23 protein-coding genes are annotated in these 22,265 nt (G+C 65.5%); 4 read left to right on the top strand and 19 right to left on the bottom strand.

The features are described from left to right. Positions 1-8: 8 nt before the first annotated feature. From RDV64_RS18570 to RDV64_RS18530, 9 genes are all read right to left on the bottom strand, one after another. Positions 9-1,079: a dipeptidase gene (locus RDV64_RS18570; protein ID WP_309196452.1), complete on the bottom strand. Its 1,071-nt coding sequence runs from the start codon at positions 1,077-1,079 to the stop codon at positions 9-11. A 69-nt stretch (positions 1,080-1,148) separates the two neighbouring features. After that, entirely contained in the window at positions 1,149-2,123 is a 975-nt protein-coding gene (locus RDV64_RS18565) for a TRAP transporter substrate-binding protein (protein WP_309196451.1), read from the bottom strand. Between the two features lie 19 nt (positions 2,124-2,142). Continuing rightward, positions 2,143-3,867 carry a TRAP transporter large permease subunit gene (locus tag RDV64_RS18560; protein ID WP_309196450.1) on the bottom strand — a complete coding sequence of 575 codons (1,725 nt, stop codon included), beginning with the start codon at positions 3,865-3,867 and terminating at the stop codon, positions 2,143-2,145. Further along, the gene (gene rpiA / locus RDV64_RS18555) at positions 3,864-4,562 is read right to left on the bottom strand and encodes a ribose-5-phosphate isomerase RpiA (RefSeq protein ID WP_309196449.1); all 699 of its coding nucleotides are present in this window, start codon (positions 4,560-4,562) and stop codon (positions 3,864-3,866) included. Before rpiA ends, RDV64_RS18560 begins: the two co-directional genes overlap by 4 nt. A gap of 1,026 nt (positions 4,563-5,588) precedes the next feature. After that, positions 5,589-8,183 (bottom strand): glycosyltransferase, encoded by a 2,595-nt coding sequence (locus RDV64_RS18550; RefSeq protein WP_309196448.1) that lies wholly within the window; start codon positions 8,181-8,183, stop codon positions 5,589-5,591. A gap of 277 nt (positions 8,184-8,460) precedes the next feature. Then, complete coding sequence (locus RDV64_RS18545; RefSeq protein WP_309196447.1) at positions 8,461-9,444, bottom strand: LysR family transcriptional regulator; 984 nt, start codon at positions 9,442-9,444, stop codon at positions 8,461-8,463. Positions 9,445-9,734: 290 nt separating this feature from the next. Then, positions 9,735-10,742: an NADPH:quinone oxidoreductase family protein gene (locus RDV64_RS18540; protein ID WP_309196446.1), complete on the bottom strand. Its 1,008-nt coding sequence runs from the start codon at positions 10,740-10,742 to the stop codon at positions 9,735-9,737. Further along, entirely contained in the window at positions 10,723-11,535 is an 813-nt protein-coding gene (locus RDV64_RS18535) for a S49 family peptidase (protein WP_309196445.1), read from the bottom strand. The genes RDV64_RS18540 and RDV64_RS18535 overlap by 20 nt, the downstream gene beginning before the upstream one ends. A gap of 36 nt (positions 11,536-11,571) precedes the next feature. Beyond that, entirely contained in the window at positions 11,572-12,414 is an 843-nt protein-coding gene (locus RDV64_RS18530) for a uracil-DNA glycosylase (protein WP_309196444.1), read from the bottom strand. 73 nt (positions 12,415-12,487) lie between these two features. Between RDV64_RS18530 and RDV64_RS18525 the strand changes: the two genes are divergently transcribed. The 3 genes from RDV64_RS18525 to RDV64_RS18515 are packed head-to-tail and all read left to right on the top strand — an operon-like array spanning position 12,488 to position 15,555. After that, positions 12,488-14,146 carry an electron transfer flavoprotein-ubiquinone oxidoreductase gene (locus RDV64_RS18525; protein ID WP_309196443.1) on the top strand — a complete coding sequence of 553 codons (1,659 nt, stop codon included), beginning with the start codon at positions 12,488-12,490 and terminating at the stop codon, positions 14,144-14,146. Between the two features lie 26 nt (positions 14,147-14,172). After that, entirely contained in the window at positions 14,173-14,433 is a 261-nt protein-coding gene (locus RDV64_RS18520) for a zinc-finger domain-containing protein (protein ID WP_309196442.1), read from the top strand. Between the two features lie 42 nt (positions 14,434-14,475). Then, positions 14,476-15,555: an FAD-dependent monooxygenase gene (locus RDV64_RS18515; protein WP_309196441.1), complete on the top strand. Its 1,080-nt coding sequence runs from the start codon at positions 14,476-14,478 to the stop codon at positions 15,553-15,555. A 22-nt stretch (positions 15,556-15,577) separates the two neighbouring features. Here RDV64_RS18515 and RDV64_RS18510 read toward each other — a convergent pair whose 3' ends face one another. The 3 genes from RDV64_RS18510 to RDV64_RS18500 form a co-directional block, all read right to left on the bottom strand. Further along, positions 15,578-15,988, bottom strand: a complete 411-nt coding sequence (locus RDV64_RS18510; RefSeq protein ID WP_309196440.1) for a SufE family protein — start codon at positions 15,986-15,988, stop codon at positions 15,578-15,580. Positions 15,989-16,084: 96 nt separating this feature from the next. Then, entirely contained in the window at positions 16,085-16,873 is a 789-nt protein-coding gene (locus RDV64_RS18505; protein WP_309196439.1) for a DUF6456 domain-containing protein, read from the bottom strand. After that, the gene (locus RDV64_RS18500; protein ID WP_309196438.1) at positions 16,870-17,190 is read right to left on the bottom strand and encodes a helix-turn-helix domain-containing protein; all 321 of its coding nucleotides are present in this window, start codon (positions 17,188-17,190) and stop codon (positions 16,870-16,872) included. The genes RDV64_RS18505 and RDV64_RS18500 overlap by 4 nt, the downstream gene beginning before the upstream one ends. A 173-nt stretch (positions 17,191-17,363) precedes the next feature. On the opposite strand from RDV64_RS18500, the gene RDV64_RS18495 reads away from it, so the two are divergent. After that, complete coding sequence (locus RDV64_RS18495; RefSeq protein WP_309196437.1) at positions 17,364-17,846, top strand: hypothetical protein; 483 nt, start codon at positions 17,364-17,366, stop codon at positions 17,844-17,846. 101 nt (positions 17,847-17,947) lie between these two features. On the opposite strand, the gene RDV64_RS18490 is transcribed toward RDV64_RS18495, so the two are convergent. The 7 genes from RDV64_RS18490 to RDV64_RS18460 form a co-directional block, all read right to left on the bottom strand. After that, positions 17,948-18,388: a MucR family transcriptional regulator gene (locus RDV64_RS18490; protein ID WP_309196436.1), complete on the bottom strand. Its 441-nt coding sequence runs from the start codon at positions 18,386-18,388 to the stop codon at positions 17,948-17,950. A gap of 329 nt (positions 18,389-18,717) precedes the next feature. Further along, positions 18,718-19,089: a monovalent cation/H(+) antiporter subunit G gene (gene mnhG / locus RDV64_RS18485; protein ID WP_309196435.1), complete on the bottom strand. Its 372-nt coding sequence runs from the start codon at positions 19,087-19,089 to the stop codon at positions 18,718-18,720. Further along, entirely contained in the window at positions 19,076-19,399 is a 324-nt protein-coding gene (locus tag RDV64_RS18480; RefSeq protein ID WP_309196434.1) for a cation:proton antiporter, read from the bottom strand. Before RDV64_RS18480 ends, mnhG begins: the two co-directional genes overlap by 14 nt. After that, the gene (locus RDV64_RS18475) at positions 19,396-19,872 is read right to left on the bottom strand and encodes a Na+/H+ antiporter subunit E (protein WP_309196433.1); all 477 of its coding nucleotides are present in this window, start codon (positions 19,870-19,872) and stop codon (positions 19,396-19,398) included. Before RDV64_RS18475 ends, RDV64_RS18480 begins: the two co-directional genes overlap by 4 nt. A 1-nt stretch (position 19,873) precedes the next feature. Next, entirely contained in the window at positions 19,874-21,484 is a 1,611-nt protein-coding gene (locus tag RDV64_RS18470) for a proton-conducting transporter membrane subunit (protein WP_309196432.1), read from the bottom strand. Continuing rightward, positions 21,484-21,849, bottom strand: coding sequence for a Na+/H+ antiporter subunit C (locus RDV64_RS18465; RefSeq protein ID WP_309196431.1), 366 nt, complete (start codon positions 21,847-21,849; stop codon positions 21,484-21,486). Before RDV64_RS18465 ends, RDV64_RS18470 begins: the two co-directional genes overlap by 1 nt. After that, positions 21,849-22,262, bottom strand: coding sequence for a Na+/H+ antiporter subunit B (locus RDV64_RS18460; protein WP_309196430.1), 414 nt, complete (start codon positions 22,260-22,262; stop codon positions 21,849-21,851). The genes RDV64_RS18465 and RDV64_RS18460 overlap by 1 nt, the downstream gene beginning before the upstream one ends. Positions 22,263-22,265 lie beyond the last annotated feature (3 nt).

Raw genomic sequence — 22,265 nt, 5'->3', positions numbered from 1 at the left:
TTGCCGGATCAGAGGGTTGCACAACTCTGGGTGCGGGCAAGAACGCTCAGCCAGTTGCGGTAGCAGATGGCGTCGATCAGCGCGTCGTCGTAGCCGGATACACGCATGGCCGCGACGAGGTTGGGTAGGCCCGCCGCATCGCCGATCCCCACCGGCACAAGCGCGCCGTCGAAGTCGGAGCCGAGCGCCACGCCCTTGGGGCCGAGCTTGTTCAGCATGTGGTCGAGGTGCCGGGTCATGGTTTCCAGCGGGGTTGCGGCAATGCGCTTGCCGTCCTCGCGCAGGAAGAAGGTCGCAAAGTTGAGGCCGACCACACCTTCGCTGTCGCGGATGGCGTCCATCTGCGCATCGGTCAGGTTGCGCGACACCGGGCAGATGGTGTGGGCGTTGGAGTGGGTGGCCACGACCGGCGCCTGCGAATGGCGCGTCACGTCCCAGAAGCCTTTTTCGTTGAGATGGCTGCAATCCACCATGATGCCGAGCTGGTTGCAGCTTTTCACCAGCGCAAGGCCGCGCTCGGTCAGCCCTTCACCAATGTCCGGCGTCGCCGGAAAGCGGAACGGCACGCCGTGGCCGAAGATGGTCGGCCGGCTCCACACGAGGCCGAGCGAACGCATCCCGCACGAATAAAGGACTTCCAGCTCGTCGAGGTCGGGGCCGATGGCTTCGGCGCCCTCCATGTGCAGCATCATGGCGAAGGCATCATCCGCGTTGGCGGCCTCGACCTCCGCAGGCGTGCGGCAGATCCGGACCGCGCCGGCGGACTTGCGCTCGATGCGCAGCGCAATCGCAAGCTGGGCAAGGGTCACCGCAAGGGCACGCTGCTGGCCCTCACGCTGGATGTCCGGCACGCCGGTGCTGCCGTCCGGCATGGTCTGGCGCATGTCGGCACTGGCGCGGTCGGTGCTTTCGGGCGGAACGAAGGTTGCGAAAATGCCGCCGGTCATGCCGCCGCGGGCGGCACGGCCAAGGTCGATGTGGCCATCATTGCCTTCGCCCAGGAAAATGGCGCCGGTGCGGTCCTTGCGCGAGAGGCGCAGGAGCGCGTCGTTGTGCCCGTCGAAGATACGCTGTGTCACCGGCCGGTCCTTCCCATGCGCCGCGGTGCGCTTCCGCGTCCACCCCGGCGCCCCATACTGATCCGCGCCTCAGCGCGCATTTTCGATCGCCGCAAGCGCTTCCACAGCCAGCGGATCGTCCAGTGCCGCCGCGTACTCGGCGGCAAAGTCGCCCAGCGCGGCTCGCCACGGTGCCTGATCGACTGTAACCAGCCTAGCCCCCTTTTCGGCGGTGCGCATCATCGCAGCATCCTGCTCTTTCGCCGCAATGTCATTGAAATAATCGGCCGCCTCCAGCGCCGCCTCCCTCACAGCGGCGCGGTCCTCGTCGGCAAGTCCATCCCACCAGCGCGCGTCGAAATAGACAACGCCGATCGCCCAGATGTGCGCCGTCTGGCTGAGCACGGGGGCAACTTCGTAGAGTTTCAGCGCCTCGTAGCCGGACTTCGTCATGTCCATCGCGCCGACCACCCCGTTGGAGAGCGCGCCATAGGCCTCGGTGATGGGGAGCGCGGTGGGGGCTGCGCCGAGAGAACGCCAGAGCGCCACGTGCAGATCGCTCTCGAGAACGCGCATGGTGACGCCCTTGATATCTGCGGGAACGGAAACCTCATTTTTCCCCAGAAGATGGCGCGCGCCGAAAATGATGAAAGCCGGCACCTCGAACCCCTGCGCCCGGTATTGCTCCTTCAGGACCGCGCCGAGCGGGCCGGCAAGGGTCCGCTTGATGTGGTCCGCGTCCTCGAATTCGAACGGAAGGTCCAGCACTGCGCCCAGCGGGACCCAGGTGGTGAGATTGGCGACGGTGGACAGTGCGCCCGTGATGGAGCCGAGGCGCACGCCCTCCGCCTCTTCCTTTTCGCCGCCCAGCGCACCGCCGATCACAATGCGCGGTGCGAATCGGCCGGGCCGCTCCTCTTCCAGCCGCGCCGCAAAATGCTCCCAGAACAGCGTCTGCGGCTTGCCAGGGCCATATTGCGAGGTGAGCGTGATGGGGTCCTGCGCCCGAGCGGGCAGTGCCGGCAGCAGGCAGAGCGCACACAGGACGGCGGCAAGGCGGATCATTGGAAACTCCGGTGGGCAGCTAGATGGCGAGTGGAACGAAGGCGATGAGCGCAAGACCCAGCACCAGCGCAAGGATGTACGGGATGGCCGCGCGGTAGACGCCGTCCGCCCCGGTCACGTCCTTGACCACAAGGATCAGGATGCCGACCGGCGGCGTCAACCCGCCAATGATGAGCGCAATCGTCATCGCAAGGGCAGCGTGGGCGGGGTCGACGCCCGCGGCCGCTGCGGCTGGCACCAGCACCGGCAGCATGAGGAGGATGGCGGCGCCCGCATCAAGGGCAGTGCCCACCAGGAGGCATAGCGCCAGAGCCGCCGCCAACACCGCGGCGGCGCCCGCCAGCGGGACGAAATCGGCGAACGAAACCCCGCTGACCGCCAGCAGAAAGCCGACCGGCGCCGCAGCCCCGATGAGGAGCGCAACGCGCCCCGCCTCCCCGGCCGCATTGACAAAAGCGTCGCGCAGGCCCGCCATTCCGCCTGTCCGCAGCGCGAACGGAAGCGCCACCAGCACGGCCACCACGCCCGCCTCTACTGCCGTCACCACACCAAGGCGCAAGGCGCCGAGGATGAGCGCCACCAGGCCCGCAATCGGCAGCAGCGCGCCGACCGCCTCGCGCCGTCCCACCGGCTCTCCCGCAACATCTGCGCGATCCGGCGGCGTGAGGCGCACGGCAACCAGCATGGCGGCAGCAAGCACCAGTGCAGCAAATGCCCCGTAGAACCAGAGCGTGCCGACCGACTGATCCGTGGCGGCAGCTGCCAGAAGAAGCGCGATGGACGGCGGCATCACGTTGGGAAGGATTGCCGCAGAGGCGCTGACGGCCGCGGCGCGCGCCGGAGAATAACCGGCCGCCACCATCGGCGGCGCGAGGAGACGGGCCGCAAGCGCCGCGTCGGCAACGCTGGAGGCCGAAACCCCGCCGAACAGCAGGCTTGCCCACACGTTCGCCTCGCCCGGTGCGGACGGCCGCAGGCCCGCCAGAGAACGGGCCCCCACCGCTAGCCGCGCCCCGACACCGCCCGCCAGCATCAGTGCTGCCGACAGGATGAACAGCGGCACCGCCAGCAGCACGCTGGGGCTGAGGCCGCGCATGACATTCTGGGCCAGTGCCGCATCGGTCAGAAGGCCCGGTGACACGCCAACCGCTGCAATGAGCGCAAGAGCCACAGGCGCCCGCACGAAGAGGCCGACGCAGAATATAAAAAGGCCGGCTGCGGCGGGAAGCGCGGGGACAGGCGCAAGGACGAGGCCGATCCCGGCAGAGGCCGCCAGCGCCCCGCGCCAGCCACCAAGGGCCAGCAGTGCAAGCGCCAGCGCAGCGCCAGCGGCCGCCACGCCGAACCGCGCTCCAACCGGAATGCCGAGCACAGGCTCGACCCCGCCAACCCGAAATGCGGCCCCGGTCATGCCAGAGACCAGAACGCCAAGCGCGAACGCCCCAATCAGCGTTGCTGCAAACCCTCTGGCACGGCCGGCATCCAGCCCCAGCATCAGCTGCGGCAGACCGGCGAAAGCCAGCGCAGGCATCAGCCAGGCCGACAAAAGGTTGGCGCCCACCAGCGGCCACCCCATGAGCCGCCCCGCCACATTGAGCGCAAGACCACCCACCAGGACCAGAAGCACACTGGCAGAAAGCCAGCGCGAGCATTCGGCGAGTGCTGCCGCAACGCAACGCGGCGCCCCCCCGACGTTCGCCCGCAGGCGGCCGGCAGGCGCGTGCCGCGCCGCCCGGCCGCTCATTTCGCGCGCGTCAACGTCTCGACCCGGCCGGCAGTGCCGATCAGCGCAACATCCGCTTCGGTGATGAAAAGGCCATGCTCCACCACACCGGGCAGCGCCAGGGCCGCAGCAGTTGCGGCCGGATCGTCGATCCGCCCCAACGGACAGTCCAGAACGTAGTTGCCATTGTCGGTGATGAGGACGCCCTCGGCCGTGCGGCGCAGGACAGGCGCAACACCAAGCGCTGCCTCGATCTGCCCCGCGGTGGCCGTCCACCCGAACGGCACCACCTCCACAGGCAGCGGGAACGCGCCCAGCGTGTCCACCCGCTTGGCCGCATCCGCAAGCACGACGAAGCGGGCCGCCATGTGCGCCACGATCTTCTCGCGCAGGAGCGACGCGCCGCCGCCCTTGATGAGGCAGAGGTTGCCGTCCACCTCGTCGGCACCGTCGATCGCAAGATCCACGTGTGTGGGCGCGCCGTCGGCCATCATGTCGCAAATGGCAAGGCCGGCGGCCTTGGCCGCGTCCTCGGTCCGCCGGCTGGTGGCAACGGCAGCGGGCAGTGACAGCCCGCCTGCAACGCGTTCGCCGAGGGCCGCCACAAACGCCAGCGCCGTGCGGCCGGTGCCAAGCCCGATCCGCATTCCAGGCTCGACCATGGCCGCGGCCGCAGCCGCAGCCGCCTCGCGTTCGGCGGTCACGTGGTCAGTCATGGGTCGTCGTCCTTCGCTGGCGGGTTCCGCCCTTTCACAAACAAGCGCGCGCTGCTTTCGCAAGAGGCAAAGATGGTCTAGACGATTTCGGTCTCAACGGGCGCCGAAAGACACGGAGTCCGCCCTTCTATCCGCGCGGCAAGCTTACGATTGATCATGTTGAACGCTTTCGATCAAACGACGTCCACGAATCTCTGCGCACGGGGCTTTGCATGAGCCTGCCCCGCATCGTCCTGCACATCGGCTCCACCAAGACCGGCAGCTCCGCCTTGCAGTCGACGCTTTACGACCGGCGCGAGGCGCTGGCCGAGGCCGGGGTGCTCTACAGCATGGCAGGGGTTGCGGCGAGCGCGCACCATCTCCTCGCCGCATCGATCCACCCCGGTGCGTGGCGGATGCACGTCAACGACCTGCCCGAAGACCGCGACGCCTATTTTGCACAGCAGTGCGCGGCTATCACCGCCGAAGCTGCTGCCATGGACGCACACACCATTGTCCTCTCCACCGAATATTTCTGGGGGACGTTCGACCCTAGTCTCTACCGCCGCCTGGCGTCTGGCTTCGAGGGCTACCCGTTCGAGGTGGCAGCGTTCGTGCGCGAGCCCACCGAATGGGTGATGTCATCCTATCTGCAGGCCGTGAAGAGCGGCGAGAGCCGTGAATTCGAAGACTGGTTCAGCGTTGCGATCGACCGCTGGAACAGCGGCGTCCACTGTTTCCGCGTGATCCACCGCTGGGACGTGATGTTGAAAGCGCAGAAGACCCACGTGGTTCGATACGCAGACGCGCGGCGCAACGTGTTCCAGGCATTCTGCGAGCAAGTGGGGATCGACGTCGACACCACTCTCCAGCCGAAGGTGGTGAACCCCTCCCCGTCCCCGGAAGGCTACCGGCTCCTTCTGGAGCTGAACCAGTCCGATAAAAGCGACGAGGAAAAGGCGGCCGAACGGCGGCTCATCATGGCCGCGCACCGGGCCAGCACGCCCTCCGAGCCGATGCTGGGCGAGGCAACCCGCGCCCAGATCGTCAACTTAACGCAGCAATCTGATCGTCTCCTGTCGAAGACATATCTTCACGGTCAGCCGATGTGGCCCCCGACCGCGTCGTCCCCGCCGCAGCAAGAGAAGGCGCAGGACGCTGTTTCAGAAAATGGTCACTGAGCGCGGCGTGCTGCGCAAACGCCACGTCGGCCGGGCGCGCCCATAGCGCGTCGAGGTCGATTTCCAACAGCGCGTCGTTGAGGCCCACCGGGTCTTCCATCAGGTTGCGGCCCAGAATTGCGGCGCGGCCGTATACCTCGGCGCGTTCGGCCTGGGCACCGATGTCGAAGGTGGCGATGGGCAGATGCAGCGCCATGGCCACGGAAATCGTGAACACATAGGTTTCCGGCCAGATCGACGAGCACAGGCAGATGTCGGGCTGGATCGCGGCGATCCGGCGGGCTGCATCCATGTCGCCATTATAGCGGCCGTGCAAGGTCACGTTGGGCCCGGTCCGGATCTCCTTGCTGGCGGTGTAACCCAACACGTCAAGGTGGATCGGCAGATCGCGGCGGCGCATGTCGCGCACCATTGCCGAGAGCAGGAATGCACCCTTGTGCGGGCCGATTGCCCCCAGAATAAGAACGCGGCGTGGCTTTTTGTTGTCGCGCGCAGGCGCGCGTTTCAGCGGGACGACGCTGTTCAGATGCAACTCGGGGTGCGGGTGAACCTGCACCTTCGACACGTCGGCAAGGCGGCGGGCGCGCAGTGCTGCCGATTCGGTCGGCGCGCTGACCACGGCGGCATGGTCGAGATAGTGCTTGAACATCCCGCGCCATTCCTCGATACGCACCCATTCGAACGACGCGGTGGTGGACGCAAGGCACGCGACGCACCGGCTGGCGTCCTGCTCGCCGCAATAGCGTTCCTCGGCATCGAGGAAGGTGAGGCGCGGACACAGCGGCTGATGGTCGTGCCACACATGCCAGTATGGCCGCTTCGACGAGATCAGCGCTTCCATCAACCGTGAGATCGACGGGACGGTGAGCCCGGCGAACGAGTTCATGTGCACCAGCTCGGGGTCGAGCAGCTCGATGATCGCTCCCAGCGTGTCCTTGTGCCGCTCGATGTTCAGCGATTCGAGGTTGGGCAGGTAGGGCAGCCGCTGTTTGCGGCCGAAGCCGGACACCTGCACGGAGCCGAGCTGCTGGGTCTGGATCACCACGGCCCGGTCCACCACGTCGCGCAGCCCGTCCGAAATCAGGGCCTTGCGCAGGTAGTTGAGGTAGGTCTCGATGCCGCCGCCGCGGGTGTGCGTGAAGAAGACGATCGAGCAGCTGCCGATGCTCTCCTTCAGCCGCGCAATGTCGAGCATGATGCGCGAGGACAACGCCGGGTCGGCGTTAAGGTGGCGCGACACGCGGTTGGGATAGTCCGGATGCTTGGCGGCCAGCTTGGCCTGTGCCCGCTCGGAGCGTTCCGATGCGCCAGGGCCGAACGACGTGGAGCCATAGTGCTTCACGAAGACGCCGGTGGCGAGGACGTTGCGCATGCCCGCCTTCAGCGCCCGCATGCAGAAATCGCCCTCCTCGCCGTAGCCGAGGCCGAAGGTCACCGCATCGAAATCGCCGACTTCTTCGAGCACGGAGCGACGGATCGCCATGCAGAAGCCGATCCCTGTCGGAACGTCCACCACTTTGTTGCCATTGGCTTCGAACGCCAGCCGGTCGATTACAGCCGACGACACCTCAAGCTCGAAATTGTTGTCGACGGCAAAGTTCGGGTAGCTGGCAATGGTGGCGTTGTTGGACAGCGGGGTGACGGTCGCGATTTTCGGATCGTCCTTCAGCGGGGCGACCACACGGTCCAGCCAGCCGGGATGGACCAGAACGTCTGCATTCAGAAGCACAACGTCGCGGTGCGTGTTCTGCGCCATGCCGATGTTGACGGAGGTGACGAAGCCCTGGTTGGACGAATTGACCAGAAGCCGGATGTGCCCGCTGTCGGCGAGGCGGCGCAGCAGCGCGCTGACCTCGGGCTCCGGCGAGCAATCGTCGATCACGAGGCATTCGAACGGCGTTTCGCACGGCGAGGTGAGCACGCTCTCCAGCGTCGCCGCCACGTGGGGCAGGCTGCGGTAGACCGGGATCACCACGTTGACGCCCGGCGCGCTGTCGGGCTCGATCACCCGGCGCGGCATCGCATCCCATGCGTCGTCCGCCGGCATCGGCGGCAGGACGAGTGATTCCTCGGGCAGCTCCAGCGTCCGCCGCCGCGCCAGGGAAACGACGCCGACCCGTCCCTCTTCACGCCCGTGCTGGATATAATGCTGGAACGGATTGATGCCGCGGTCGGCAACGTCGGTGTACGTTTCCAGATATGTCTTGGTGGAGAAGAGCTCGTTCGGATCCTTGCCCTCTTTCCAGCCGACCATGATGTAATGGCGGACTGGTCCGATTTTCAGCCGACGCACTTCCGGGTAAGTCCCTAGATAAAAGGCGTCGTCGAATTCCTTGATGATGTCGCGGCGGATGCGGCGGTAGCGCTTCTCGTTGCGGATCCATTTGAGGTGGAGGTAAGCTGATCGCGGACGCAGCAACAGCGGCAGCGCCTGTCGGATTGCATGAAGAGAGACGTTCACGCGGCGTCGGCCTGATGCGGAAATGGCGCTATCCGGCGGGACCTGGCTGCAACCGCCCGGCGGCCGGCGCGCTCTCTCGGCGAAAATGCCAAGGTCACGGCATCGCGAAAGCCTTCAAGCCTCGTACGTTTCCGCACGATCCCTTTCGATCTCGACACCGAAACACCCCGTTTGATCATCACGCCAAAGGGATATGGGGGCGCCATGCCCCAATCAACCCTCAGAACGTGTTCTACGTCACACAAACGCGGACTTGAGTCACGTAGCTGCCTTTTTCCTACGCAGCGTTCTCAACGCCGAAATTGTCGCTGGAGGCCTTCCCGACCAGCTCCTTGCCGGCAATCGAATTATAATCCGCGACGCGGATGGTCCCCGGCCAGTTTGCCGTGCCGACCATTTCGCGGGCCTGGCGCTTCAGCTCGTTGATGACAACGCGGGTTGCCTGCGAGACAGAGCGCTGCGAGGACGTCGCCAGCAGAAGTTGCCGGTATTGCTGAGGGTCGGTGATCTGTCGAACCACAAAATCTGGGTTTGCTTGCACCGCGCTTTTCGGCAAAATTGCAACGCCTGCGCTCTCTGATACCAGCCTTTGTGCGGTATCCAGCGAATCGAGCTCATAACGCACGTTCAGCTCTACGCGAAGCTGCGCAGCCGCGCGCTCCACCTGCAGGCGGAGCCCGTGGCTCTTGCGCGGCAAGATGAGAGGTTCGCCCGCCAGCGCCTTGAACGCCACCGGCGCCTTGTCGCCGCCATAGCTGACCGCCACCAGCTCCTCGGCAATCAGCGGTTCGGTGAGGAAGTGCTGGGTGCGGGTGGCATCATGCAGGATGGCAACGTCGAGAAGCCCATTGGAGAGCCATTCGTTGACGTAGCCCGACATGCCGGTGGTGAATTCGAGAAAGACCGAGGGGTGATTCTTGCCCATGCTCTTCAGGAGTGTCGGTGCCAGGATGCGCACCACGCTTGGCATGGAGCCGAGCAGGATGGTGCCGCGGACCGCGCCGGTGCTGTCGCGCACGTCCTGCTCTGCGTGCCGGATGGATTCCAGAATGCGCGCGGTGTGCCCGTAAAGCTGCTGGCCGGCATCGGTCAGGGTCACACCGCGACCGTTTCGGAAGAACAGCGCTGTCCCGAGCGTCTCTTCCAGGTTGGCGATTTGCCGGCTGACGGCTGGCTGTGCCACCGAGAGCGCGGCGGCGGCGCGCGAAACGCTCCCCGTGTCCGCGACCCGCTGGAAATAACGCAGCTGCTTGATCTCCATACTCAACACTCCACAAAACGATTGGCGCCCAGCCGCAAGACGCGGCGCGGCTGTCGGACCTGTTGTGCGGGCGGACGGGCGCAAGGCACCTGTCCGTCAACACGGGCTCGGAACGGATTGGTCGCGGATGATTGCAAATGCGGCCGGCAGGTCATGACGGGCGCCCACGGCTTTCGCCGGCAATCGGGCAAGGCGCAGGAACGATGCGCGCCGGTTCGGCCACAGGGGCCGGGTAGTCCTCGACGCGTCCGTTCTAAGCCATCAAGGTTGTGCGAAGGTTGTGCCGCGGATCAGCGGGGCGGAAGCGAAAGAACGATCCGGCCGACCACATCCCGCGCGCCGAGCCGCGCCATGGCAGCCGCCGCATCCTTCAGTGGCAGGACGGTGTCCACCCGCGGCTTCAGGGTGCCGGCGGCAACGTCCGCCACAATGGCCCTCAGAGCCTGTTGCGATGCCAGCGGCTCGGCATCCGCCCACGCCCCCATGAAGACGCCGACGACGCTGTAGGCCTTCACCAGCGGCAGGTTCATCGGCAGCGCCGGAATGGTGCCGGTGGCAAAGCCGATGGGCATCAGCCGCCCGCCAGGTGCCATCAGCCGCGCACAGGCGAGAAACGGGTCGCCCCCCAGCGTTTCGAAACACACGTCGACGCCGCGGCCATCGGTCAACGCCTTGACTGCCGTGCGCAGGTCCTCGTCAGCCAGAACCACGACCGCTTCCGCGCCATATTCCTTTGCGATGGCGGCCTTTTCGCGCCGGCCGACCACGGCGATGGTGCGTGCGCCCATGGCCCGTGCCGTGTCCAGCGCAGCAAGCCCTGCCCCGCCGGTGGCGCCGGTCACCAGACATATCTCGCCGGGCCGCAACGCTGCGCGGTCGGCAAACGCGTGGCGGGCGGTGAGATAGGCGTAGGGCAAGGTGGCCGCCGCCTCGAACGACACGTTGTCCGGAAGCACTGCGCAGCGCGAACCCTTGAAGGCGACCGTCTCGGCATAGGCGCCCACCCAGGTGCTGCCGACAACGCGGTCCCCTTCGCGCAGCGTCGTCACGCCCGCCCCCACCTTGCGGACAACCCCGGCAGCATCCGTGCCCGGTGCAAACGGGAAGGCCGGCTTCATCTGGTAGCCACCCGAAACCATCAGCCGATCCATGAAGCTGACGGCCGCCGCACGGACCGACACCAGCACCTCATCGTCGCCGCACACCGGTTCCGGCAGCGAACCCATCACCAGCGCATCGGGGCCATCGAAGGCGTTGCAGACAATGGCTTCCATGCCCTCAGAGCCCGTAGCGGTCATAAAGGCGGTCGGCCCGCACGGCGCCGATCATCGCATCGGCGCCAAGCCCGGTGCCGAGACCGAATCGGCGCAGGAAGGACGGCTTGCCGATGCTGATCTTCTTGATCCGCACCTTCTCGCCGTACCGGTCGCGCAGAATGTCACGCATGGCGCCGATCCCGTCGATCAGGCCCAGCTCCAGCGCGCTGGTGCCGGCCCAGAAACGGCCGGTGAAGAGGTCCGGATGGTCCGACAGCCGGGTGCCGCGCCGGGCCTTAACCTCCGCCACGAAGGCCTCGTAGATGTCGCCCTGCACGTCGGAGAGAATTTCGAGGTCGCGCGGCTGTTCGGGCCTGAACGGGTCGAGGATCGACTTGTTTTCGCCGGTTGTATAGACGCGGCGCTCCACGCCGATCTTGCTGATCAGCTCGGTGAAGCCGAACGAGGCGCTGATGACGCCGATGGAGCCGACGATGGATGTGGCGTCGGCGTGGATCTCGTCGGCGGCGCAGGCGAGCCAGTAGCCGCCGGACGCGGCCACATCCTCCACAAACGCCAGTACGGCCTTGTCCTTTTCGGCGGCGAGGCGGCGGATGCGGTTGGCAATCAGCGACGATTGCGCCGGCGAGCCTCCGGGCGAATTGATGACGAGGGCAACGCACGGCCCCTTCTGCGCGAACGCCTTGGCGAGTGCCCCCTCGACCGCATCCAGCGAAAGCCCCGGCCTGAGGCCGGACCCCATTCCGATGGTGCCGGACAACCGCACGAGCGGAATCGTTGTCCGCCCTCTACCCGGCCAGAAACGCATGAGCATTGATCCTCTTTGGTGGCGAAATCGTTGTGCGCCAGTCTACGCCTGATCGAGCCGGGCTTTCAGTGCCAGAAGGTCCACCCAGGCGCGGCGCTTTTCCGCAGGCGTTCGCAGGAGATAGGCCGGATGGAACATGGCCATGGCATCCAGCACCAGCCCGTCCTCGTCTTCGTAGCGCGTCCAGCGGCCCCGCTGGCGGGTGATGCCCACATCGTTGCGCAGCAGCGTCTTGGCCGACGGACCGCCGAGCGGCACCAGAATTCTCGGCCGGACCAGCGCGATCTCGCGCCGCACGAACGCCTCGCAGGTGGCCGTTTCCACAGGGCTTGGCGTGCGGTTGCCGGGCGGACGCCAGGCAATGACGTTGGTGATGTAGACATCACTCCGGTCAAGCCCGATGGCGGCGAGCATTCTTTCCAGAAGCTTGCCGGATCGGCCCACGAACGGCCGCCCGCTCTCGTCCTCCTCTGCGCCGGGAGCTTCGCCCACGAACATCAGCGCAGCACCGAGCGGCCCTTCGCCCTTCACCGTGCGCCTGGCCGTTGCCTTCAGCGCACAACCCTCGAAGCTGGCAACCGCCTTGTGCAGCGCGTCCAGCGTGGTTGCGGCGCGCGCCATGGAGCGTGCGTCGTTGACCGGGCCGCCATCTTCGGGAAAATCGTCGTCAACATCCTCGAAGAACGCAGGCACCGTGTCGGCCGGCGGCGCATCGTCGAACACATCGGCGGCGACGGCGTTGATCGGCGCCTGCAGCTCCCGCGTTTCCGGGGGCGCTTCGGCCAGCGCAAACCGGTCGATCGGGGCTTCCGAAAGGTGGGTTGTGACGCCACACGCTTCGTAGAAGCTGAGGATCGCCTCGCGCGCGCTTTCGTGAACGGGCATAACCCTCTACCTATTCTAAGGAGGCCGGCGCGATCCTAGCCGGCCGCAGCTCAGGAACAAGTCGGGGAGACACATGGCCGAGCGCGAACGAATGGACTTCGACGTGGTGATCGTCGGCGCTGGACCTGCGGGCCTCTCCACCGCCATCGCGCTCAAGCAGCGCGCGGCGGCCAGAGGCGCCGAGGTCTCCGTGGTGGTGGTGGAAAAGGCCTCCGAGGTGGGCGCTCATACCATGTCCGGCGCTGTGATCGACCCCATCGGCCTCGACAAGCTGGTTCCGGACTGGCGCACCCGCGACGATTTTCCCCTGAAAACCACGGTCACGAAGGACAAGTTCACCTTCCTCGGCCCCGCTGGGTCGATGCCGTTGCCGACCTTCCTGATGCCGCCGCTGATGAACAACCATGGCAACATCGTCGGCTCATTGTCCGACCTTTGCAAATGGCTGGCAGCGGAGGCCGAAGCGCTGGAGGTGGAAATCTACCCCGGCTTCCCCGCCGCAGACTTCACGCGCGATGAAAACGGCGTCGTCAACGGCATCGTCACCGGCGATTTCGGCATCGGCAAGGACGGCGAGCCCCACGACGGTTTTACCGCCGGAATGGAGCTTGGCGGAAAATACGTGGTGCTGGCGGAGGGCGTGCGCGGCTCTCTGTCCAAGAGGGCGATTGCCGAATTCAAGCTTGACGAAGGCCGGGAGCCGCAAAAGTACGGGATCGGCCTCAAGGAGCTGTGGCGTGTCCCCGATGACGTGTTTGAACCCGGCATGGTGCAGCACACCATGGGCTGGCCGCTCGACGGCAAGACCGGCGGCGGCTCGTTCCTCTACCACTATGGGGACAACCTCATGGCGGTCGGCTTCGTGGTCCACCTCAACTACAAGAACCCGCATCTGGACCCCTTCAAGGAATTCCAGCGGTTCAAGACCCACCCGGCCATCGCCCCGCTGTTCGAGGGCGCCAAGCGCGAGGGCTATGGCGCGCGCGCCATCACGGAGGGCGGCTACCAGTCGGTGCCGAAGCTGGTGTTCCCGGGCGGGTGCCTCGTCGGCTGCGCGGCCGGTTTCGTCAACCTGCCGCGCATCAAAGGCAATCACAACGCAATGCTGACGGGGATGCTCGCCGCCGATGCCATCGACGCTGCGCTCGCCGACGACCGGTCCGGCGATACGCTGACCGCCTACGACCTTGCATGGCGCTCATCCGAGGTCGGCCGCGACCTTCACCCCGTTCGCAACGTCAAGCCGCTCTGGTCGAAGCTCGGCCTTCTCGGCGGGCTGGCCGTGGGCGGGTTCGACATGTGGATGAATTCGGCTCTCGGCTTCTCGCTCTTCGGCACCATGCGCCACGGCAAGCCCGACTTCGCGGCGCTCAAGCCCGCGGCCAAGGCGAAGAAGATCGACTACCCGAAGCCGGACGGCGTCCTCACGTTCGACCGGCCCACCTCGGTCTATCTCTCCAACACCAACCACGAGGAGAACCAGCCGGCGCATCTCAAGGTGAAGGACATGGACCTGCAGCGCCGGTCCGAATACGAGGTCTATGGCGGACCTTCGGCGTGCTATTGCCCCGCCGGTGTCTACGAGTGGGACACGACGGGCGAGGCACCGAAGTTCGTGATCAACGCGCAGAACTGCGTCCACTGCAAGACGTGCGACATCAAGGATCCGAACCAGAACATCGTCTGGACGCCGCCAGAGGGTGGCGGCGGACCCAACTACCAAGGTATGTGAGGCCGTGAAGGCCCCGGGAGAACATCATGGCTGAAGGCTCCACCCCGCTGTTCCACAACGACATCGGCGCCCGCCGCGTGCGAATCGGCGCCAAGGAATTCATGTGCATGGGGGCATCCCCCCCGTTCGACCACCCGCACGAATTCCTCGACATGGGCGGCGATACCGAGGCGATCTGCCCCTACTGCTCCACCGTCTATGTCTACGATCCCGCGCTGGGGGCGCACGAGGCGGACCCGGCGTCCTGCGTCGCAAAACCCGAAGCGGTGCACGGCAAGGCGGCCTGATGCTGCCCGCCATGGCGGCTTGCGCACAATGTTGAGCCGCCCGTGACCATCCTCGTGATTGGCGCCGGCATTGCAGGCTTGTCTGCAGCGCTGGCGCTGGCGCCGTTTGGCGATGTGCTGGTGGTGGAGCGCCGCTCGGCCGTGGCCGCCAACAGGGGCGCCGGCATCCAGCTCTCGCCCAACGCCGTTGCTGCCCTGGAGGCGGTTGGCGCGCGCGAGGCTGTGAGCGCCATTGCAGCAACGCCGGAAGGGCTCGAAATTCGCACCGCCGGCCGTCATGCGCCGGTGGCCGCGCTCGACTATGCGCCGCTTGCCGGGCGCTACGGCTTTCCCTACCTCACCGCATCGCGCGATGCGCTCCACGGCGCGCTTCTTGCCGCAACCGCCCTCAAGCCGGGGATCGAGGTGCGTTACGACACCCCGGTCGAGCGGCTGGAGGGCGGCCGCGGCTGGCGCGTTCCGGGCTTGCCGGAGGCCGCGTTCGCCGTGGCAGCCGACGGGGTCAACTCCGCAGTCCGCCGCGCGCTGGAGGGCGACAGCGCGCGCGAGACCCGCACCATCGCTTGGCGCGGCACCGCGGACGGCGACAATGGCGCCCGCACCCGCCTCACCCTTGGCAAGGGTGCCCATCTGGTGCGCTACGCGTTGAAGGGCCAGGCCGACAATATGGTTCTGGTAACGGGCATGGCGCTGCGCCATCCGGACGCGCTTCGCAGCCACCCCCTTGGGGCCGAGATCGCCGGCGTGAACGACTGGGTGCCCTGGCCCATCAAGATCCGCCCCCGCCACCGCTACGGTGCGGGAACGCTGGCGCTGGTTGGCGATGCGGCCCACGCCATGCCGCCATTTCTGGCGCAGGGCGGCGCGATGGCGCTTGAAGACGCCGCCGTGCTTGGCCGCGCCGTTGCCCGCCACGGGCTGACCGAAGCCGCCCGCGCGGCCTATGCCGCAGCGCGCGAGCCCCGCACCCGCCGCCTTGCCGCCCAGACCGACCGGCAGCGCATGCTCTACCACCTGCCCGTCCCGCTCACATTTGCGCGGGATATCGGGATGCGTCGCGCCGGACAGGCCGGCATCCTCAAACGGGTGGACTGGATCTACAGCTGGCAGCCGCCGGACTGAGCCGGCCCGCCGAAACGGGCGTTCAGGCCGCCAGATGCGTTGCGTCGGCCCGAATCCGGCGGACCATCGAGGCAAGGCCGTTGGAGCGCTGCGGGGTGAGGTGATCGTCAAGCTGAAGGCGCTTGAGGTAGCCGTTCACGTCCAGCGCTGCGACATCCTCCACCGCACGCCCCTCATAAAAGGCGATGAGGATGGCAACGAGCCCGCGCACGATCATTGCGTCGCTGTCGCCCGACAGGAACAGGTGCCCGTCGCGAATCCGCGACATCAGCCAGACCTGGCTGACGCAACCTTCCACCTTGGTGCCGTCGGTTTTCAGCTCGGGTGCAAGCGGGGGCAGTTCCTTGCCCAGCTCAATCACGTAGCGGTAGCGCTCTTCCCAATCCTCAATCAGCTCGAACGTTTCTGCAATTTCCTGGGGACTGGCCATCATAAACCTCTTCGATATCCCACACATAATCCGCGCCCGGCCGAACCACAAACAGGTGTGACGTGAGGACCATGGCGCCGGTCGCCGGCGGGCAGGCGCTCAGCCCTTGGGCCGGTAGTCCGCCGCGCCCCAGTGAACGGTGCGCGCGCCATTGCCCACGGCCCCCTCCGACAGCCCGTAGTGAGCGCCCAGCCTGTCGAGCGCAAGCTTCAGCACCACCTTGCCGCTGCGCTGGGGCCAACCGAGGCGTTTTTCCGCAGCCTCCAGACCGATCTCTTCGCAACAGACGGCGACAAGCACGTCGGCGAGGCCGTCACCAACGGCGCCAAGCGCCGCCTCCACCCTGCGGCGTGACTGCAGCGCCCCTTCGCTGGCGGACATCCCGTCCCGCCGCGCAGACCCCCGGACGCAGGACGCATCCCAGGACTGTGTCACACGGTCGCTGTGGTGGCCGCGGGCGTAGTCGCGTGCCAGCCGTTCCCCGGCCCGGCGCTGGGTGTCCGTCAGGAGTGGTGCGCCATTGCGGCCCTTCCGGGTGGCAAGCCAGGCGAGCGGACTTTCGGCCGCGTTGGCGGCGACCCTCACGCTTTCATCTCCCGGCCTGTCGCCAGGCAGGTGGCGGATTTCAATTTCGCGGTGCTGCGCCAGAAACGGCTCATCGGCAGCGCTTGCGAGGGCCCTGCGGAGGTAGGACCGCCCTGCCCCGGTTCGCTGCACCTGGCCGCGCACCCGCGCCAGCAACCCTTCGCTGACCATGGTGGCCACGTCGGCGGCAGCCACCACCACCTCGCCCTCGCGCGGCGAAGTCAGATGCAGCGCACCGCCGCGGGTCGTCTCGGCATGACGCTCACCGATCAGCTTGAGCGCGCGGGCAAATTCGCGCCTCATCGCTGGTCTCCCGGCTCGACCGCGCGGCAGCCCTCGATGGCGAAGAGCCAATGGTTGAGGGCCCCCTCCACGCTTGCCACAACCTTGTCGACCCTTGCATCGTCGCGCCGGTCCTCCACCACGCGGCAGGCGTGGGCCGCGGTGGTCCGGTCCCTGTCGAACACCGCGCCGGCTTCGGTCAGCGACCAGCCGAACGTCACATGGGCGCAATACATCGAAATCTGACGTGCAAATGCTATTGGTGCTGCCCTGCGTGTTTTCGCGCTCAGTTCTTCCACCGGAAGATCGAAGGCGGCGGCAACTGTCACCTCGATCATCTGCCGGACTGTCCGTCGATCCACCAGTTTACGCGGAAGACGCATTGGTGCCGCGTCGACCGTTGCCAACTCACTGATATGCATCACTCGGCCTTTCCCCCCTCGAAGGCGGACAATTGCTCCACCGACACACTACAATTTAAAGTTGGGACGAAAGACCGGGGATAAGTTTGATGCAACCGTTGATAAAATCTATCGCCAAATATGGTGACCCGGAGCAGATCTTCTCGTTGGCACTGCATAAGTTGTCCCCGCAGGTGCAGGGTTTTCTATCCTCGGTTGATCACAACACCCGAGGAAGAAGCATGCGTCACGACGGCAAAAACTCAACCGAAGGTCTCGCCCTCGCCAATGGCGCCAGGGCTGAGGCTTATCGTATTGCGTCGAGAATAGAGCGGGATTTTCAGGACGCTCGCGGCGCTGGCACGAATGCCGCTGTCCGGCAGTCTGCGGCATCGCGGCATCTGGCCCAGCTCCGCCAGCGACTGCGACGCGAGCGGGCCCTCGGCCGCGGCGGCTATGACGGATACGATCTGTCGCGCCACCTGGCGCTCGCGCAGATGGTCAAGGATGCGGCTCGGGCAGCGCGCGGTGCCGCACCGGCGCCCGGGCGTGCTGCGTCGTCCGCCCCACAGCAAAACGCCCCCGCAGCATGAGCTGCGAAGGCGATTGAATCCGGTGCCTGCGGCTTGCAGCAGGCGCCGCCTGGTCTGACGGGGTGGACGGCGCGTTTGCGCCAGCCCGCCCGCAACGCTCCTCAGTTGGAGCGGCTGCCGCGACCGGAGGTCGGCTTCTTGCGCTGCTGGCCAAGACCCATGCGCTTGGCAAGCTCGGAACGGGCCGCTGCGTAGCTGGGGGCGACCATCGGGTAGTCGGCCGGCAGGTTCCAGCGGTCGCGATATTCTTCCGGCGACAGGTTGTAATGGGTGCGCAGGTGGCGCTTGAGCGACTTGAACTTCTTGCCGTCTTCAAGACAGATCAAATATTCGGGGGTGATCGATTTCTTGATCGACACTGCCGGCTTCAAAGGCTCGGGCTCGGGCTCGGGCTCGACACCATTGGTCTTTTGCAATGCGGCGAACACGTCCGAAATCAGGTCGGGAAGATCGTGCGACGATACCGAATTGTTGCTCACATAGGCCGACACGATGTCAGCGGCCAAATCAATAAGATTCGAATCGTGCGTCTGTTCAGACATTTGTCACTCGTGCGTGTATTTGGACAGGTTCAATTGAGGCAGCACGTTTTAACTGTACGGTCTCGGTGTTGAACGCGTATCTATTCCCTCCGACACTTCGTGACAAGATCCCATCATGATTTTTCACGCTCCCTCATAGTCGCAGGAGCGTGAGTCCCAAGTGAACCCAACAACTAAAGAGCGCCGGCTTTTGCTCTTTGGTTGCAATTCCAGTCGATTTTTGCAGAGCAAATTCGAGCAATTGTGGGATTTAAAAGAACGGAAAAACTCAGCCCAGCTGGGGGTTTTGCCGATAAGTCCCAGCACGAACAAATTGTTAGATGATCGCGCTAATGACTATCAGTCTTTGCCGAACTCAAAGACTTCCCGGCTTCAGACAGAGCATCACTTGTTGTCAAACTGCATGGCTGATACCCGACAGTGTAGGCCGCACGCGCAAGCAGATGCGCTGAGATTGGTGCAGTTAGCAAAAAGAAAATGACGCCAGCGAGCGCACGCAGGACAATTTCGCTTTCCCCAGAGAAGATCGCGATAGCAATCAGAATCACGCAGGAGCCCAGTGTTCCAGCTTTCGACGCCGCGTGCATCCGCATGTAAAGATCATTCAGACGCAGAACGCCAATCGCTGCGATAAGCGTGAAGACGGCGCCGATGATGCACAGCGTTCCTGTGACGTAGAGGATGATTTCACTTCCCGGCACGCATGGTCTCCTCCATATCGCGGGCCAGGGCCATGTCGCCCCGCCGCAGAACGAATCGCGCCAGCGCAATGGTCGACAGGAAGCCGACCAGGCCAAGCGCAATGGCAATGTCCACGTAGATGCTGAAGCCGGTGACGATGCCGAACGCCGCGATATAGCCGATGGCCACGGCAACCAGCAGATCCAGCGCAAGGATCCGGTCCGGCAGGCTCGGACCGCGGACGATGCGCACCACAATCAGTGCAAAGGACAGCGACAGCACGAAGAATGTGATCGTGAGCGCAATGTCGAGGAACTCTTGACCGCTCATGGGTGGAATACCTTTTCAATCCGTCGCTCGAAGGTGCTCTTGATGTCGGCGATGATCGTCGCCGGGTCCTCGGCGTCGATGCAGTGGACGAAGAGCGTCTTGCCATCGTCCGAGATGTCCATGGACAGCGTGCCCGGCGTCAGCGTGATGAGATTGGCAAGAAGCGTTTTTTCCGCGTCCGTCTCCACCTCGATCGGGAAGGCGATGATGGCGGGCCGCAGGCTCTGCGACGGCTTCAGCACGATCCACGCAACGTTGACGGAGCTTTTCACCAGCTCCCAGATGAAGATGAGTGACAGCTCCACGGCGCGAATCAGTTGGCGGAAATAGCCGACCGAGCCGACCTGCTCGCGAATGAGGCTCAGCGAGATGCCGCCGAGCACAAAGCCGAACAGAAGATTGAGCAGGGCAAAGGACCCGGTGACGGCGCACCAGGCGAGCGCCAGCACCAGATTGACCAGTATGGTCGCCATCTCAGCCCTCCTGCCCAAGAACAGTTTCGATATAGGACGACGGATCGATCAGCCCGCGCGCGCCCTCCTCCGCCGGCGCGATCACCAGCATCGGCACGATCCCGAGGCCGATGATGATCGCCGCCAGCAGCACCAGCGGGGCGCTGAGGCCCGCAGCATCCCCTGCCGGCCGCTCTGGCCCCTCTGCGGGCTTGAGGAAGGTCAGCGCCCAGGCCCGGCCGATGACGATGGTGGTGAGGAAACCGCTGAGGATCACGCCGACCGCGCCCGCAATCGCCATGGTTCCGCCGGTCGCCAGCGATGCCTGGATCAGCATCAGCTTGGGCCAGAAGCCCGAGAATGGCGGCAGGCCGGCGGCGGCAAAGCCGAAGATCAGGAACAGCGCCGCGGCCAGCCCGTTGACGGTGTAGATGCCGCCCGGCATGGCAAGGCTGAGCGAGCCGGTCAGCCGCTCGCAAAGGCCAATCACCAGGAACAGCGCGGTCATCGCAAAGATGGAGTGCACCATGTAGACGATGGCGCCCGCGTAGCCCGCCTCCGAGCCGAGCCCGATGCCGATCAGCGCGACACCGATGCCGGACACCACCAGAAACGCCGCCATGCGCCGAAGGTCCGTCTGCGCCAATGCGCCGAGCGCGCCAAGCACTGCGGTCAGAACGCCCAGAACCCCGATCAGCGGCAGGAAGACCGAGCCTGCCGTGCCGAACAGCATCACGACAATGCGCAGGAGCGCATAGACGCCGACCTTGGTGAGCAGGCCCGCAAACAGCGCCGCCACCACGATGCGCGGCGTGTGATAGGACGCCGGCAGCCAGAAATGCAGCGGAAACGCCGCCGCCTTCATGACGAAGCCGAGCACGAACAGCGCACCGATTGCCATGGGCGGCGCCACGTCTGCAGACGCCAGCACGGTGCGGATATCGGCCATGTTGAGCGTGCCGGTCACCCCGTAAAGGGCAGCAACTGCAATGAGGAAGATGGTCGTGGCGATGAGGTTGAGGACGCCGTACTTCACCGCGCCGTCCATCTGGATCCGGCGTCCGCCCATGATCAGAAGGCCGAACGACGCGATCAGGAACACCTCGAACCAGACATAGAGGTTGAAGATATCCCCGGTGGAGAACGACCCGTTCACCCCCGTGATCAGCAACAGATAAAAGCTGTAGAAGCCGAACTGGACGCTGTCTTCGTCGGTGTCAAAGCGGGCATAACCCAGCCCGATGAGGCCGACGAGCGACGTCACCAGAACCAGAAGCGCCCCCAGCTGATCGATGGTGACGACGATGCCGAACGGCGGCAGCCAGTTGCCCATGGCCATCATGATCGGCCCGTTGATCGCAACGGCGGCGTTGAGACCGATGGCGCCCAGCGTTGTCAGCGCCAGGATGAACAACGTGGCGCCGGCCTGGATCTGCGGCTTGCTGCGCAGCGCCAGAAGCACGCCTGCGCCAAGAAGCGGCAGAACGATGGGCACCACCACAAGCCATGCAAACAGCGGGGTCGCCCCGGTCAGCATGGCGTCGGCCTTGTCCACCGCATCGCTGGCGGCCAGGGCGGCGGATGGGCTGAGCGCGAAAAGCCCGGCGAGAAGAAACGCGAAACGTGGCACCATCAATATCCGAGCGGCGGTCGTACGGGCTTGGGTTCGGCAAGGCGCATCTCGTCCACATCGTCCGTGTCGAGCGATTCGTAGGCGCGGTAGGCGAGCACAAGCAGGAAGGCGAAGAACGAGAACGCAATCACGATGGCGGTGAGGATCAGCGCCTGCGGCAGCGGGTTGGCCGCCCGCCATGCTGCGGCCGAGCCCAGCACCGGGGGCGCAGCCTCGGTCAGCCGCCCGGTGGTGAAGATGAGAAGGTTCACCGCATTGCCGAAGATGGAGATGCCGAGGAGAATCCGCACGAAGCGCGGCGACAGCATCAGGTAGATGCCGGCGGCAAAGAAGATCCCGACCAGAACGCAGAAGATGGTTTCCATCAGTCGTTCTCCTCCAGCGCGAGCGCAATGGAGGCGACGGACCCGACGACCACCAGATAGACGCCCACATCGAACACCAGGACGCTGGACAGTGGCACCTCCATGCCCCCGAATTCCGTGATGAACCAAAGGCCTGTCAGCAGCGGCTTGCCCGCAAACACGGCAGCAATGCCCGCCAGCGCAGACATGGCAAGCCCCACACCCGCCAGCGCATTGGGGTGGATGTAGAGAGCACGGCGGACCGCCTCCACGCCGTAGGCGATGCCGTAGATGGCAATCGCCGACGCGGCAATCAGCCCGCCAATGAACCCTCCACCGGGCTCGTTGTGACCCCGCAAGAGGACGAAGATGGAGAACAGAACCATCAGCGCCGTGATGTACGGCGCGGTGGTGCGGAAAATCAGCGTACTCATGTC

The organism is Acuticoccus sp. MNP-M23 (genome assembly GCF_031195445.1).
Lineage (GTDB): Bacteria > Pseudomonadota > Alphaproteobacteria > Rhizobiales > Amorphaceae > Acuticoccus.
Note: the sequence above shows the minus strand (reverse complement) of the source record. Positions and strands in the feature narration are given on the sequence as shown.